Genomic DNA, 13,459 nt, shown 5'->3' on the forward strand with positions numbered 1-13,459 from the left:
ACGCTCCGGACTGACGTCCGACCCGCTCTGAGGCAACTGTTCCAGCCTACTTCCTCATCCTCACGAACGCAAGTCCGTGTGGTTTTCGGAACCAGGGGCGGCTCGAAACCTTACCAGAAGGTTCGTAGCCATCACATTCGCAGGCGCCTTCGTCCAACCTCGTTGTCCCGTTCCTCTCGGCCCGGGTCGGTGTCCGTGTCGCTCTGACCTGGAATAAGTTACGCGAACATCTCCCAGAACACCAAATCGCCAGGTCATCGGCGGTTTCGGTGGCCCGGCGCCCTTTGCAGGAGGGGTAGGAGGACCCCTCCATCGTGGTGCTCGTCGCGTCCGCTCACGGATCGTCCTACTTCTCGAGTAACGTTCACCGTTGAGCTGAGCGAGGAAGGGTGCCGTGACGTCGACGGGGAACATGGTGGGGTTGTTCGCCGGTATCGGCGGACTGGAGCTCGGACTCGGGCGACACGGGTGGAACACCGAACTCCTCTGCGAGATCGAGCCGGGTGCTCAGGCAGTACTACGTACGCGCTTCCCCGACGTCCCGCTTCATCCGGACGTCACGCGTCTCCGCTCTCTTCCTCGCGATACGGAACTGGTCGCCGCAGGCTTCCCCTGCCAGGACCTCTCCCAGGCCGGACGCACGGCCGGCATCACGGGTTCGAAGTCCGGGCTCGTCGACGAAGTGTTCCGTCTCGTGAAGCGTAAGAACGGCCCGCGCTGGCTCGTCGTCGAGAACGTTCCCTTCATGCTGCAGCTCGGCAGGGGTGCGGCGATGCGCCACATCACCGACGCCCTCGAGGAGCTCGGCTACATGTGGGCCTATCGTGTCGTCGATGCCCGCGCCTTCGGTCTCCCCCAGCGTCGGCACCGCGTCCTGATGGTCGCCTCTCGTACGGACGATCCCCGCACGGTGTTGTTCGGCCAGGACGCCGGCATGCCCATGGAGGGCAATCCCGATCTGTTCCCCTGCGGCTTCTATTGGACCGAGGGTGTGCGCGGTCTCGGATGGGCAGTCAACGCCGTGCCCACGCTCAAGGGCGGTTCGACGCTCGGTATCGCCAGCCCTCCTGCCGTGCGACTGCCGTCCGGCGAGATCGTCACCCCCGGCCTGACCGACGCGGAGAGACTCCAGGGATTCGACGCCGACTGGACGGCTCCTGCCATCGAGGCGCCCGGCGTCCGTGCCGGGCATCGGTGGCGTCTGGTCGGCAATGCGGTCAGCGTGCGGATGGCGTCGTGGGTGGGCCACCGTCTGAACAACCCCATCGCCTACAGCTCCGACCACGAGACCCAGCTGCTTCCGGGCGACACGTGGCCGACCGCAGCGTGGGGTGCCCACGGACAGGCGTTCCGCGTGCACGAGTCGCAGTGGCCCGTCCAGGCTCCCTACGAGGACCTCGGCGGTTTCCTCCTCGACGCCCGTCTGCTGTCGGCGCGGGCGACGGCAGGATTCCTCCGACGCGCACGCTCCGGCAACCTGCGTTTCCTGCCCGGATTCCTAGAGGACGTCGAGAACCATCTCGAACGCATGGGTGGCTTCCCGCGAGTGGCGGCCTGAAAGCCATTGTGATGGTGTCGTCGGATCGGCCCGGGACGGATCCGCGTACGAGTGCGCGGATGAGCCGGCAACGCCGACGCGACACCGTTCCCGAAGTGGCGTTGCGCAAGGAACTGCATCGCCGGGGGCGGCGGTTCTTCGTCGACCGCGCTCCCCTTCCGGGTATGCGGCGCCGGGCCGACCTCGTCTTTCCCCGTCGTCGGGTCGCGGTCTACGTGGACGGCTGCTTCTGGCACAGCTGCCCGCAGCACGCGACCTCCCCGAAGAACAACGCCGAGTGGTGGGCGGCCAAGCTCGCCGCCAACGTGCAGCGCGACCGGGACACCGATGCGCGCCTGCAGGCTGCGGGCTGGACGGTGGTGCGGGTGTGGGAGCACGAGGACCCCGTCGTCGCCGCGACGCGCGTGGAGGATGCTCTGTCGGCTCCGGCGGAAACGGATGCAGGGCCGGCGCAGGGGTGATCCCCCGCACCGGCCCCGTGAACCGATCCGATCAGCCCTTCGTGAGCTGTGCGTACCGCGCGACGTGCTGTTCGGCGGTGCCGAACTCGTATTCGATCGCGGTCAGTCGCTTGAAGTAGTGCCCGACGGCGAGCTCCTCCGTCATGCCCATGCCGCCGTGGAGCTGGACGGCGTTCTGGCCGACGAAGCGTGCCGCACGGCTGATCGTCGCCTTCGCGGCCGAGACCGCGCGTGCCCGCGTGGCATCGTCGCTGTCGAGATGGAGAACGGCCAGGTAGGCGGCAGACACCGCCTGCTCGACCTCCATGTACATGTCGACCATGCGGTGCTGGAGCGCCTGAAAGCTGCCGATGGGCTGACCGAACTGCTGACGCTGCTTGGCGTACTCGACGGTGTCGGCGAGCACCTTGCGCATGAGACCTACCGCTTCGGAGGACACGGCGGCGGTCGCCTCGTCGATGCCGCGCGAGACGGACGGCCATGCGCCACCCTCCTCGCCGAGCAGCGAGTCGGCGGGCAGTCGCAGACCCGAGAAGACGATGTCGGAGGCACGTCGATCGTCGATCGTGCGGTAGGAGTGGATCTCCACACCGGCCGGCGGGTTCGCGGGGTCGAAGTCGACGAGGAACAGCGAGATGCCGTCGGTGTCGGTGCGCTCGCCCGACGTGCGGGCGGTGACGAGCAGGTGCGTCGCGAGCGGAGCGCTGGTGACGACGGTCTTCTCCCCGTCGACGACCCACTCGTCGCCCTCGCGACGCGCGGTGGTGGACACGTCGTGGAAGACGTATCCGGAGGTGGGTTCGATCGCGGCCAACGCCGTGACGGCCTCACCGGCAGCGATCGCCTCGAGGACGGACCTGGCTCGATCGACCCCTGCGCGACCGAGCAGCCCGCCCCCGAGGACGACCGTGTCGACGTACGGCTCGATGACGAGTGCGTGCCCGAGTGCCTCGGACACCACCATCAACTCGACCGGTCCGCCGCCCATCCCCCCTACCTCTTCCGGAAGCGTGGCCCCGAGGATTCCGAGTTCCTCGGCGAATGCCCGCCACACCTCCGGTTGCCAACCTTCGCCGGTGGTCGCGACCTTCCGGCTTTGCGCCAGGTCGTAGCGACCGGCGAGGAACTTGGTGACCGAATCACGAAGGAGCTCCTGCTCCTTGCTCAAACCGAAGTCCATCAGAGCCCCAATGCTGCTTTGGCGAGAATGTTTCGCTGGATCTCGTTGCTGCCGGCGTAGATCGACCCGGCACGGTCGTTGAAGTAACGCAGCGGCGCGGCGGCCTGCCAATCCTCACCGCTGACGTAGCCGTCGGCGGGCGGCACGTAATCGGCCACCGGACCACCGGGCGCGGTGATGTGCGGCTGGTAGACCCGGCCGCGCGGACCGGCCGTTTCGAGGGTCAGCTGGGTGATCGTCTGGCTGAGTTCGGTGCCCAGGATCTTGAGCATCGACGATGCAGGACCGGGGTTCTTGCCCGCGGACAACGCTGCGAGAGTGCGGTATTCGAGGATCTCGAGTACTTCGGTGCGGATACGCGCCTCGGCGAGCTTGGCGGAGAACGCCGGATCGTCGATGAGCCTGCCGCCCGACGGGCCGGGCTGTTCGGCGGCCGCCTCGGCGATCCGCTCGGCCATGACCTGCAGGGCCGGCGCTGCCGCCGCTCCCCCTCGTTCGAAGACGAGCAGGTACTTCGCGACGGTCCAGCCGTCGTCGATCTTCCCCAGCACGTTCTTCTTCGGGACACGCACACCGTCGAAGAAGACCTGGTTCTGCACTTCCTCACCGGACGTCATGACCAGGGGCCGGATCTCGATGCCGGGCGAGGTCATGTCGATGAGCAGGAAGGTGATGCCCTGCTGCTTGCGACCGGTCTTCGAGGTGCGCACGAGGGCGAACATCCAGTTCGCCTCGGTGGCGTGCGTGGTCCAGATCTTGCTGCCGGTGACGATCAGGTCGTCGCCGTCGTCGACCGCCGCCATGCTGAGCGAGGCGAGGTCGGAACCGGCCTCGGGCTCGGAGTAGCCCTGACAGAAGAAGACCTCGCCGGTGAGGATCCGGGGCAGGAAGTAGCTCTTCTGTTCTTCGGTGCCGTAGGCGACGATCGCGTGCGCGACCATGCGGATGCCCATCGGCGACAGGTTCGGGGCGCCCGCGAGGATCGACTCGCGGCTGAAGATGTAGTGCTGCGTCTGCGTCCAGTCGCAGCCGCCGTACTCGACCGGCCAGGCCGGCGCCGCCCAACCACGCTCATGGAGGATGCGCTGCCACTCCATGCTCGCTTCGTGGTCGGAGTACACGCTCGTCGCGAGTCGGCCGGCCCGCCGCAGTTCGGGCGTCAGCTTCTCCTCGAGAAACGATCGCACCTCGTCTCTGAAGGCGGCGTCGGCCTCTGACCACGCTAGTTCCATGTCTTCTCCCCGCAGAGTGCGACCGCCGTTGCCGGGCCGTCGTGCGAATCGTCGTTAACTTTTCGAGAGTGATACGAAATCTACTTCTGCTCCAGCGGGCTCGTCAATAGACGGATTTCACCCGCGGCACCGGCACGATCCCGGGTCGAGGACGCGGACGATCGAGCGCCCGCTCCCGAGCCGAAGGTCCATCCGAAACGGAGACGGAACGTTCACTCGTTGCGCAGGAATCGAAGACAAGGGCGTTTCGGCTGGTGACTGCGACCACACACTCTGATAGAACCTTGTTCTTGAGAATGTAAACGTCACTCTTTTACGTCGATATCGGCGGACATCGAAATTCGGAGGGCATTCGAGTGAAGTTCTGGAGCGGGACCGCCTTCATGAAGACCGCGGAGATGCCGGCCGTCGCCCGCATGCTCGACGACGCCGGATTCCACGGCCTGCTCGTCTCGGACCACCTGATCTACCCGAAGGAGATGAAGACCGTCTATCCCGGGCACGAGAGCGGCAAGCCGTTCTGGTCACCGGAGACCGAGTGGCCCGACGCCTGGGTGCTCATCGGAGCGATGGCCGCCGTGACGAAGAACCTGCACTTCGGCAACAACGTCTACATCGCGCCGTCCCGGCCGATCCTCGAGGTCGCCAAGCAGGTGGGCACCGCTGCCACGATCGCCGGAGGTCGCGTCTCCATCGGGCTGTCCGCGGGATGGATGCGCGAGGAGTTCGAACTGCTCGGCCAGGACTTCGACAATCGCGGACCCCGGCTGAACGAGATGATCCGGGCGCTCCGCGAACTGTGGAAGGGCGGATGGGTCTCGTTCCGGGGCGAGTACTACGACATCCCCGAGATGACCATCGAACCCCACCCGCCGAGCCCGGTACCGATCCTGTGCGGGGGCGAATCCGGACCGGCGCTCCGACGTGCCGCGCGCTACTGCGACGGCTGGGTCGGCACCGCCTACACGATCGACGTCGCCGAGCAGTGGATCGATCGCATCAACGGCTACCGCCGCAAGTACGGACGCGAGAACGAGCCCTTCGACTTCATCGTCGGCCTGCGCGACGAACCGTCCGTGGAGCTGTACCGGCGGGCGGAGAAGATCGGCATCACCGGCGTCATGGTGTCGCCGTGGGCGAACTGGGAGGCCACCCACTCGGGCGACCACGATCACCTCCTCGGCACCGCCGAGCAGTACCGCGCGCCGATCGAGGACTTCGCCGAGAGGATCATCACACAGCTCACCTGAGCGCTCTGCAGCAAGAAGGTGGAGAACGAGAAAACCCTCACCGGAGTACCGGTGAGGGTTTTCGTGTGTGCGCCCGAAGGGATTCGAACCCCTAACCTTCTGATCCGTAGTCAGATGCTCTATCCGTTGAGCTACGGGCGCATGTGTATTCAATTGTCGTTGGTGACGCTACACCAACTGGCGGAGGCGAGAGGATTTGAACCTCCGGTCCCCGGTAAGGGGGACAACTCATTAGCAGTGAGTCCCATTCGGCCGCTCTGGCACGCCTCCTCGGGGATTCGATGCTCTCGAACCGCCGGATCGAAACATTACACATGCCCCGAGGGGAAACGCAAAACGCCTGGTCAGAGGCGTGTAGATGGACGGTCTCCCCCATCCTGCCGACAGGCGGTCCCACGACGAGGCGCATAATCGGCTCGTGACTCCACGGACCCGCCCCGACCTCGAATCGATCCCCGCCTACGTTCCGGGCCGCTCGTTCCCCGGTGCGGTGAAGCTCGCCAGCAACGAGACGACCATCGGCCCGCTCCCCAGCGTCCGGGAAGCGATCGCCGACGCTGCCGCCGGCCTCAACCGCTACCCCGACAACGGCGCGACCGAACTCCTCGCGGCACTGTCGGAGCGACTCGGCGTCCCGACCGAGCGGATCGCCGTGGGCTGCGGATCGGTGAGCCTGTGCCAGGAACTCGTGCAGATCACGTGCGACGCAGGCGACGAGGTGATCTTCGCGTGGCGGTCGTTCGAGGCGTACCCGATCATCGCGGCCGTCGCCGGCGCGACCGCCGTGCGCGTCCCGAACACCGCGGATCACGGTCACGACCTGAAGGCCATGCTCGCCGCGATCACCGAGCGCACACGGCTGATCTTCGTGTGCAATCCCAACAACCCCACCGGGTCGCTGCTGGGCAAGGAGGAGCTCGCACAGTTCCTCGACGCCGTCCCCGAGCACATCGTCGTCGCCCTGGACGAGGCGTACTTCGAGTACGTCCGCCCCGAGCCCGGTGAGGATCTGCCCGACGGTCTCGAGCTCGCGGAGGGCCGCAGCAACGTCGTCGTGCTCCGCACCTTCTCCAAGGCCTACGGTCTCGCCGGTATCCGCGTCGGCTACGCCGTCGCCGACCCGTCCGTCGTGACGGCGCTGAGCAAGGTCCACACCCCGTTCTCCGTCAACTCGCTCGCCCAGACGGCTGCCGTGGCCTCGCTCGCCGCCGCGAACGAGTTGCTCGCGCGCACCGAGGGTGTCGTCGCCGAGCGGGAACGGGTCCACGCGGCACTCGTCGAGGCCGGCTACGAGGTGCCCGCGAGCGCCGCGAACTTCCTCTGGCTGCCGCTGGGTGAACGCTCCGCCGCGTTCTCCGAGGCCGCAGCGGAGGCAGGCGTGGTCCTGCGCAACTTCACCGGCGAGGGCACGCGGGTGACGATCGGCGACCCGCACGAGAACGATCTGTTCCTCGACTTCGCGACCGGGCAGGGACGGGCACTCGCCGGCATCGGCTGATCCTGTGACGAGACCCAACCGTTATGGCTGGGTATCGGTGGCGTGATCCGGCCCTGACAGACTCGGGCGGTCGGATCGGGCCGGGGTCGGAGGAGCTGCATGGGGGCAGGCAAGGTGCGGCGCGCCCTGTCGGCCTGCGCAGTCGTCGGCTCACTGGTCGCCTTCGGTGGTGCGGCACCCGCCGGCGCTGCACCGACCAGCACGGTCCCCTCGAACACCGTCCCGCTCCGGGTGATCGCATTCGGCGACCTGCACGGAAATCTGCTGCCCCCGCAGGGACTGCACGGCGAGGTCGTCCGGTCGGACGGCGTCTCGGTCCCCGCGGGCGGTGCGGCCTATCTCGCCGCCTACGTCCGGCAGCTCCGGGAACAGGCCGACAACTCCGTGCTCTACGCGGTGGGCGACACGTGGGGTTCGTCGCCGCTCGAGTCGGGCCTCTTCCACGACGAGCCGACCATCGCCCTGCTCGACGAACTCGACCTCACCGCCGCGACCCTCGGCAACCACGAACTCGACCGCGGCTACGCCGAATTCGAGCGGCTCCGGGACGGCGGGTGCCACCCGAAGGAAGGGTGTCTCTACACCGAGCCGTTCGAGGGCGCGAACTTCCCGATCCTCGGCGCCAACCTCACCACGTCGGACGGGACACCGGCCGCTCTCCCCTACAGCATCGACTACGTCGACGGACTGCCCGTCGGGGTCATCGGCGTCGTGCCGAGCAACACCCCCGACATCATCCGGCCCGACGCGATCGCCGGATTGCGGTTCGAGGACGAGATCGCCGCCGTCAACCGCACCGCCGACATCCTCGGCGCGCTCGGCGTCCGTTCGATCGTGGTGCTCTACAAGGGCGACATCGGAGCCATCGACGGCGACGATCCGTGCCCGAGCGGGGACGGCGGGGCCGCGGCGATCGCGACGTCCGTCTCCCCCGATGTGGACCTCATCATCACCTCCGACGGCGACCGGCACTTCAACTGCACCTACACCGACCCGGCGGGCAGGCCGCGCACCGTCGTGCAGGGCGCCTCGCACGGGCGCATCCTCTCCGTCGCCGATCTGGTCATCGACCGGCAGAGCCGGGAGGTGCTGCGCGACCGGACCGTCGTCTTCACGCAGGTCGTCACGCACGACATCGATCCGGATCCGACCACCCTCGAGTTCGTCGACCGGGCGGTCGAGAAATCGGCGGAGGTCGCGAACCGGTCCATCGCCCGCATCGGTGCCGACGTCACGCGCAGCGAGAGCCCGAGCGGAGAGTCGGCGTTGGGCAATCTGGTGGCCGACGCGCAACTCGCAGCGACGCGGCATCTCGGGGCTCAGATCGCGCTGATGAATCCCGGCGGACTGCGCGGCGACCTCCTCGCCGGCGACGGCACCGTCTCGTATCGCGAGACCTACGCCGTGCAGCCCTTCGGGAACATGCTGCAGGTCCTCGACCTCACCGGGGCCCAGCTCGACGTGCTGCTCGAGCAGCAGTTCCAGGACGGCCCGGTCGGCTCGGAGATCGAACGCATCCTGGCGCCGTCGCACAATCTGAACTACACACTCGACCGCCTGGCGCCGCGCGGCGAACGGATCCGTTCGATCACGATCGACGGCGAGGCCGTCGACCCCGAGCGCGTCTACAAGGTCGTGATGAACAACTTCCTGGCCGGCGGCGGCGACGGTTTCACCGTGTGCACGGAAGCGCACGGGCTGGTCGGCGCGGGCAAGGATCTCGATGCCCTCAACAGCTATCTGGCGACCCGCTCACGCGTGGAGCCGCCGGCCGTCGACCGCATCCGCCTGCACTGAGACGGTGCCGTGGATGCGCGGTCAGCGGAGTCCGAGTGCGTCGGCGAGGGTCGGCCAGGCGGCCTTGATGTCGTCCTGCCAGTAACCCCACGAGTGCGTGCCCCACGGGCGGTAGACGACCTGCGCGGGGATGCCGAGTTCGCGGAGGCGACGGTCGTAGGTGACGGTGCACACGAAGGTGCCGATCTCGAGCGGCGCGCCGACGGTGAGCACGTCCTGACCGGCACCGAGATCGTGCGGGCCGAGCAGGCCGTTGCCGGTGCTGAGGAAGACCTCCTTGCCGCGCAGTTTCTCGGCGAGCAGGTAGGAGTCGTGTTCCTCCCACCGCGCGTCCTCGGGCGGCCCCCACATGTTGTCGGGGTTGCCGCCCTTGTACGCGACGGTCCCGCGGACGGTGTCGCGGGAGCGGTCGCTGGAGGTGTCGTAGCAGCCGCTGAGCGCCGCGACCCCCTGGTAGAGGTCGGGGTTGCGGGTGATCAGGGACATCGCGCCGGTGGCACCCATCGACAGGCCCGCGACGGCGTTGGTGCCGTTGCCGTCGAATTCGGCGTCGATCAGCGGGGGCAGTTCCTCCGTCAGGAAGGTCTCCCACTTGTTGATACCGAGGACGGGGTCGGGGTTGTTCCAGTCGGTGTAGTAGCTCGCGGTGCCACCCACGGGAAGGACGACATTGGTGTTCTTGTCGGCGAAGAACTCCTCGATGTCGGTGCGTTGCGTCCACGTGCTCTCGCGGAACTCGGACTCCTCGCCGGCGCTGACGCCGTCGAGCAGGTAGAGGGTGGGGCGCGGCCCCGCCGAGGCCGGGTGCAGCACCTGTACCGGCACGACCCGGTTCATCGAGGCGGAGTGGACGAACAGCTTCGTCTGCCTGTCGCCGACGCGCTCGACGTGGTCGATCCTGGCCGACACCGGTTGCATGTGGGGCGGTTGGGCATGGACCGGTCGGGCATGGGCGATCGCCGTGCCGCAGACCGGCACCATCAGGGCCACTGCCACAGCCGCCGCAAGTCTCTTCACCATCGAACTCCCCGTCCCCCGACGACCTGCAGTGATCTCACAGTCACTACCTGTACCCGGTCAAGCGGACCTGCACGCGACCCTAATACTCACCCGTCGATTCGTGACGTATCGGAGGATCCACGGCCGCGTCGCCCCCACCTGGTGGCGGGAGCGACGCGTGGGAGCCGAGTCGATCAGCGGAGGTGGTGCACCTCCTGCAGTCCGTAGACCGGGGTCGGGATGCCCTCGTAGCGCGCCTTGAGCTGCAGCGCCAGGTAGAGCGAGTAATGCCGCGACTGGTGCAGGTTGCCGCCGTGGAACCACAGGCCTTCCTGCTGCGTGGGCTTCCACATGTTGCGCTGCTCACCCTCCCAGGGACCGGGGTCCTTGGTGGTGTCGGAGCCCAGACCCCAGCACTTGCCCACCTTGTCCGCGACCTCCTGCGAGATCAGGTCGGCGACCCAGCCGTTCATCGAGCCGTAGCCGGTCGCGTAGACGACGAGATCGGCTTCGAGTTCGGTGCCGTCCTCGAGGATCACCGACGTCTCGGTGAGTTCGCGGACGTTGCCGTGGGCGAGCTTGATGTCGCCGTTCGCGACGAGTTCGGAGGCGCCGACGTCGATGTAGTAGCCGGATGCGCGACGCAGGTACTTCATGAACAGACCCGAGCCGTCGTCGCCCCAGTCGTGCTGGAAGCCCGCCTTCTCGAGCCGGTCGTAGAACTCGGCGTCGCGCTCGCGGATCTTCTCGTAGATCGGGATCTGGAACTCGTGCATGATCCGGTACGGCAGCGACGCGAAGGTCAGGTCGGCCTTCTGGGTCGTGACGCCGGCGGCGAGGGCCCGCTCGGAGTACAGGTCGCCGAGACCGAGATCCATCAGCGAATCGGACCGGACGATGTGCGTCGACGAGCGCTGCACCATGGTGACGTCGGCGCCGACCTCCCACAGGGCACCGCAGATGTCGTGGGCACTGTTGTTGGCACCGATCACGACGGCCTTCTTGCCGGCGTAGGCGTCCGGGCCCGGGTGGGCGCTGGAGTGGTGCTGTTCGCCGCGGAACAGGTCCATGCCGGGGAAGTCGGGGATGTTCGGCTTACCCGACATGCCGGTCGCGATGACGAGTTGCTTCGGCCGGAGGACCACCGGTTCGCCGTCGCGCACGACGTCGACGGTCCATTCGCCCGTCGCCTCGTCGTAGCTCGCCGAGGTGCACTCCGACTTCGACCAGTACGGAACCTCCATCACCTTCGTGTACATCTCGAGCCAGTCCGCGATCTTGTCCTTGGGCGCGAAGACCGGCCAGTTGTCGGGGAACGGCATGTACGGCAGGTGGTCGTACCAGACGGGGTCGTGCAGGCACAGCGACTTGTAGCGGCCGCGCCACTGGTCGCCGGGACGGTCGTACTTGTCGAGCACGATCGCGGGCACACCGAGCTGACGCATGCGCGCACCGAGCGCGATGCCGCCCTGACCACCACCGATGATCACGACGTAGGGCTGACGGGTGTAGCCGAGTTCGCGTTCCTCGATCTCGCGCTGCTCCGACCACGTGACGCGGTGCTTGTCTGCGCCGTGCTTCGTACCGCGGGGACGACGCGTGCCCTTGTTCTCCTCGAATCCCTTCAGCTCCTGCATCGTGGTCAGCAACGTGAAGGCGCGGTCCTCACCGCTCTCTTCGTCGCGCTTCAGACGCAGATGACCGACGCCGCGACCGACCGCGGTCTCGAACGCGATCCAGGCGCTGAGCACGCCGTCGTCGTCGCTCGCCGGTTCGGTGGTGCGGAAGCCGCTCGGATCGGTGTCGGCGAGGCGCGCATGCAGCATGTCCGAGACGCCCTCGCGTCCCTCGACGGTCTTGAGGTTCCAGGTGAAGGCGACCAGGTCGCGCCAGAAGGAATCGGTGCCGAACAGGCCCGCAGCAGCGTCGACGTCGCGCTGTGTGAGGGCGGTTTCGAAAGCCTGCAACCAGGCGTCGACGCGTTCGTCGGGCGTCGCGGTGCCGGAGGTCGACGGCTTGTCGAGGGTGTCGGTCATGGTGAGTCCTTTCCCGTGGTGATGTGATCCAGGACACTCCGCGGGGCCGCACGCCCGCAAGCGTTGCGCCACGTTGCACGGCATCCGATTTGTGGCGCAGCACACATTTGCCACCTATGCTCCGAGGACCACGACGAAGAGGAGACCGTGACCACGTTCAGCGCGATCGCGCCCGGCACCGACCTGTCGCGCTACGCGCGCGAGTTGACGCGGATGCACGACGCGGTGATCGGCGGCGCCCGGTCACCCATGCGACCCCGCCCGCTCGTGTCCCGCTCGTGGCAGCGCGTGCTCGACGCGGGCCTCGATCCCACCGGCATCAACGAGCGCAGCCGGTTGTCGGCCGCGGAGGTCGAGAGACGTCGCCGCGCGTCCGCCCTCTCCGCGGTGATCGAAGATCTGCAGCAGGTGATCACACCTGTCGCCGACGCCTCCCACCTACTGCTGGTGGTGACGGACGCCGACGGCGTGATCCTGTGGCGCAGCGGTTCGGCACCGATCCGTTCGCGTGCCGATGCCCTCGGATTCCAGGAGGGGACGGTGTGGACCGAGTCGACGGTCGGCACCAACGCCATCGGGACGGCACTCGCGGAGGCCGCGCCCGTCCAACTGTTCTCCGGAGAACACTTCGAGACGACCCAGCACCCCTGGTACTGCACCGCCGCGCCGATCCACGATCCGATCCGTGGCGACCTGCTGGGCATCGTCGACGTCAGCGGCCCCGCTCTGACCCTGCATCCGGCCATCATCGCCCTCGTCGACACCGCCGTCAGGCTTGCCGAATCACAACTGTGGCGACGGCACGAGGTGCGGCTCGAACGGCTGCGCACCGAGGCAGCTCCACTGCTGTCGTCGACGCGGGGACCGGTGCTGCTCGTCGACGAGGACGGCTGGGTCGCACACGCCTCCGGTATCGCCGCCGAACGGGTCGCGGTTCCGCGGCATGCCCGCCCACTGACCGTTCCCGGTATGGGACTGTGTGTGCCCGAGCGTCTTTCGCACGGCTGGCTGATCCGCGGCGCAGCCTCGTCGTCGCGCATGCGGATGGTGCTGCACGTGTCGTCGTCGCCGACGGTGGAGGTGTTCGGGGACGACGACACGTGGCGCAGCATCGTCACCGCGCGTCAGGCCGAAATCCTGCTGTTGCTGCACGAGCGCGGTCCGGACGGCATGACGGTCGCGGCGCTCAGCCGGGCCCTCTACGGGGACGACGACCACGCCGTGTCGGTCCGCGCTGAGGTGTCGAGGCTGCGCCGCGCGATCGGGGACGTGATCGAGAGCAAGCCGTACCGGCTCGCCGGCACCGTCGACCTGTCGCTGGATCTCGGAGCGGACGAACGCCTCGCCGACTCCGACTTCGTCCGCCGCTCCGGAGCACCCGGGGTGCGGGCACTCGGTATCGCCGGCTGAGACGTCGATCGATCGGACGACTGTGCAGGACGGCCATG

Annotated in this window: 10 protein-coding genes and 2 tRNA genes; 6 read left to right on the forward strand and 6 right to left on the reverse strand. The window is 67.7% G+C overall.

What is annotated here, in order from left to right; all coding sequences use genetic code 11:
• The first annotated feature begins 412 nt into the window (after positions 1–412).
• Positions 413–1,558, forward strand: a complete 1,146-nt coding sequence (locus tag ACPCXD_RS10520) for a DNA cytosine methyltransferase (RefSeq protein WP_420826454.1) — start codon at positions 413–415, stop codon at positions 1,556–1,558.
• An 11-nt stretch (positions 1,559–1,569) separates the two neighbouring features.
• Positions 1,570–2,019, forward strand: coding sequence for a very short patch repair endonuclease (locus tag ACPCXD_RS10525; RefSeq protein ID WP_423659469.1), 450 nt, complete (start codon positions 1,570–1,572; stop codon positions 2,017–2,019).
• Positions 2,020–2,050: 31 nt separating this feature from the next.
• Here ACPCXD_RS10525 and ACPCXD_RS10530 read toward each other — a convergent pair whose 3' ends face one another.
• Positions 2,051–3,199 (reverse strand): acyl-CoA dehydrogenase family protein, encoded by a 1,149-nt coding sequence (locus ACPCXD_RS10530; protein ID WP_423659471.1) that lies wholly within the window; start codon positions 3,197–3,199, stop codon positions 2,051–2,053.
• A complete protein-coding gene (locus ACPCXD_RS10535) occupies positions 3,199–4,431 on the reverse strand; it encodes an acyl-CoA dehydrogenase family protein (RefSeq protein WP_016692678.1) in 1,233 nt (410 codons plus the stop codon). Before ACPCXD_RS10535 ends, ACPCXD_RS10530 begins: the two co-directional genes overlap by 1 nt.
• A gap of 356 nt (positions 4,432–4,787) precedes the next feature.
• On the opposite strand from ACPCXD_RS10535, the gene ACPCXD_RS10540 reads away from it, so the two are divergent.
• Positions 4,788–5,681 (forward strand): TIGR03619 family F420-dependent LLM class oxidoreductase, encoded by an 894-nt coding sequence (locus ACPCXD_RS10540; protein WP_423659473.1) that lies wholly within the window; start codon positions 4,788–4,790, stop codon positions 5,679–5,681.
• 68 nt (positions 5,682–5,749) lie between these two features.
• Here ACPCXD_RS10540 and ACPCXD_RS10545 read toward each other — a convergent pair.
• Positions 5,750–5,822, reverse strand: a tRNA-Arg gene (locus ACPCXD_RS10545).
• Positions 5,823–5,859: 37 nt separating this feature from the next.
• Positions 5,860–5,951, reverse strand: a tRNA-Ser gene (locus ACPCXD_RS10550).
• 148 nt (positions 5,952–6,099) lie between these two features.
• Here ACPCXD_RS10550 and hisC point away from each other — a divergent pair.
• Together hisC and ACPCXD_RS10560 are read left to right on the forward strand one after the other, a co-directional pair.
• On the forward strand, positions 6,100–7,179 hold the full coding sequence (gene hisC / locus ACPCXD_RS10555) for a histidinol-phosphate transaminase (protein ID WP_016692676.1): 1,080 nt from the start codon (positions 6,100–6,102) through the stop codon (positions 7,177–7,179).
• A 99-nt stretch (positions 7,180–7,278) separates the two neighbouring features.
• Positions 7,279–8,976: a bifunctional metallophosphatase/5'-nucleotidase gene (locus tag ACPCXD_RS10560; RefSeq protein WP_016692675.1), complete on the forward strand. Its 1,698-nt coding sequence runs from the start codon at positions 7,279–7,281 to the stop codon at positions 8,974–8,976.
• Between the two features lie 21 nt (positions 8,977–8,997).
• On the opposite strand, the gene ACPCXD_RS10565 is transcribed toward ACPCXD_RS10560, so the two are convergent.
• Both ACPCXD_RS10565 and ACPCXD_RS10570 read right to left on the reverse strand, forming a co-directional pair.
• Positions 8,998–9,996 carry an alpha/beta hydrolase gene (locus ACPCXD_RS10565; RefSeq protein WP_145691299.1) on the reverse strand — a complete coding sequence of 333 codons (999 nt, stop codon included), beginning with the start codon at positions 9,994–9,996 and terminating at the stop codon, positions 8,998–9,000.
• Between the two features lie 173 nt (positions 9,997–10,169).
• A complete protein-coding gene (locus ACPCXD_RS10570) occupies positions 10,170–12,011 on the reverse strand; it encodes an NAD(P)-binding domain-containing protein (RefSeq protein WP_423659476.1) in 1,842 nt (613 codons plus the stop codon).
• Between the two features lie 147 nt (positions 12,012–12,158).
• Between ACPCXD_RS10570 and ACPCXD_RS10575 the strand changes: the two genes are divergently transcribed.
• Positions 12,159–13,421 carry a helix-turn-helix domain-containing protein gene (locus tag ACPCXD_RS10575; RefSeq protein WP_059382179.1) on the forward strand — a complete coding sequence of 421 codons (1,263 nt, stop codon included), beginning with the start codon at positions 12,159–12,161 and terminating at the stop codon, positions 13,419–13,421.
• Positions 13,422–13,459: the final 38 nt, after the last annotated feature.

Origin of the sequence: Rhodococcus sp. AB351 (assembly GCF_049538275.1) — a bacterium.
Lineage (GTDB): Bacteria > Actinomycetota > Actinomycetes > Mycobacteriales > Mycobacteriaceae > Rhodococcus.

Bases quoted from the DNA above. Each gene is read 5' to 3' on its own strand.
- ACPCXD_RS10565 (WP_145691299.1), bottom strand. From the start codon at position 9,996: ATGGTGAAGAGACTTGCGGCGGCTGTGGCAGTGGCCCTGATGGTGCCG.
- ACPCXD_RS10530 (WP_423659471.1), bottom strand. From the start codon at position 3,199: ATGGACTTCGGTTTGAGCAAGGAGCAGGAGCTCCTTCGTGATTCGGTC.
- ACPCXD_RS10570 (WP_423659476.1), bottom strand. From the start codon at position 12,011: ATGACCGACACCCTCGACAAGCCGTCGACCTCCGGCACCGCGACGCCC.
- ACPCXD_RS10535 (WP_016692678.1), bottom strand. From the start codon at position 4,431: ATGGAACTAGCGTGGTCAGAGGCCGACGCCGCCTTCAGAGACGAGGTG.
- ACPCXD_RS10560 (WP_016692675.1), top strand. From the start codon at position 7,279: ATGGGGGCAGGCAAGGTGCGGCGCGCCCTGTCGGCCTGCGCAGTCGTC.
- ACPCXD_RS10525 (WP_423659469.1), top strand. From the start codon at position 1,570: ATGGTGTCGTCGGATCGGCCCGGGACGGATCCGCGTACGAGTGCGCGG.
- ACPCXD_RS10520 (WP_420826454.1), top strand. From the start codon at position 413: ATGGTGGGGTTGTTCGCCGGTATCGGCGGACTGGAGCTCGGACTCGGG.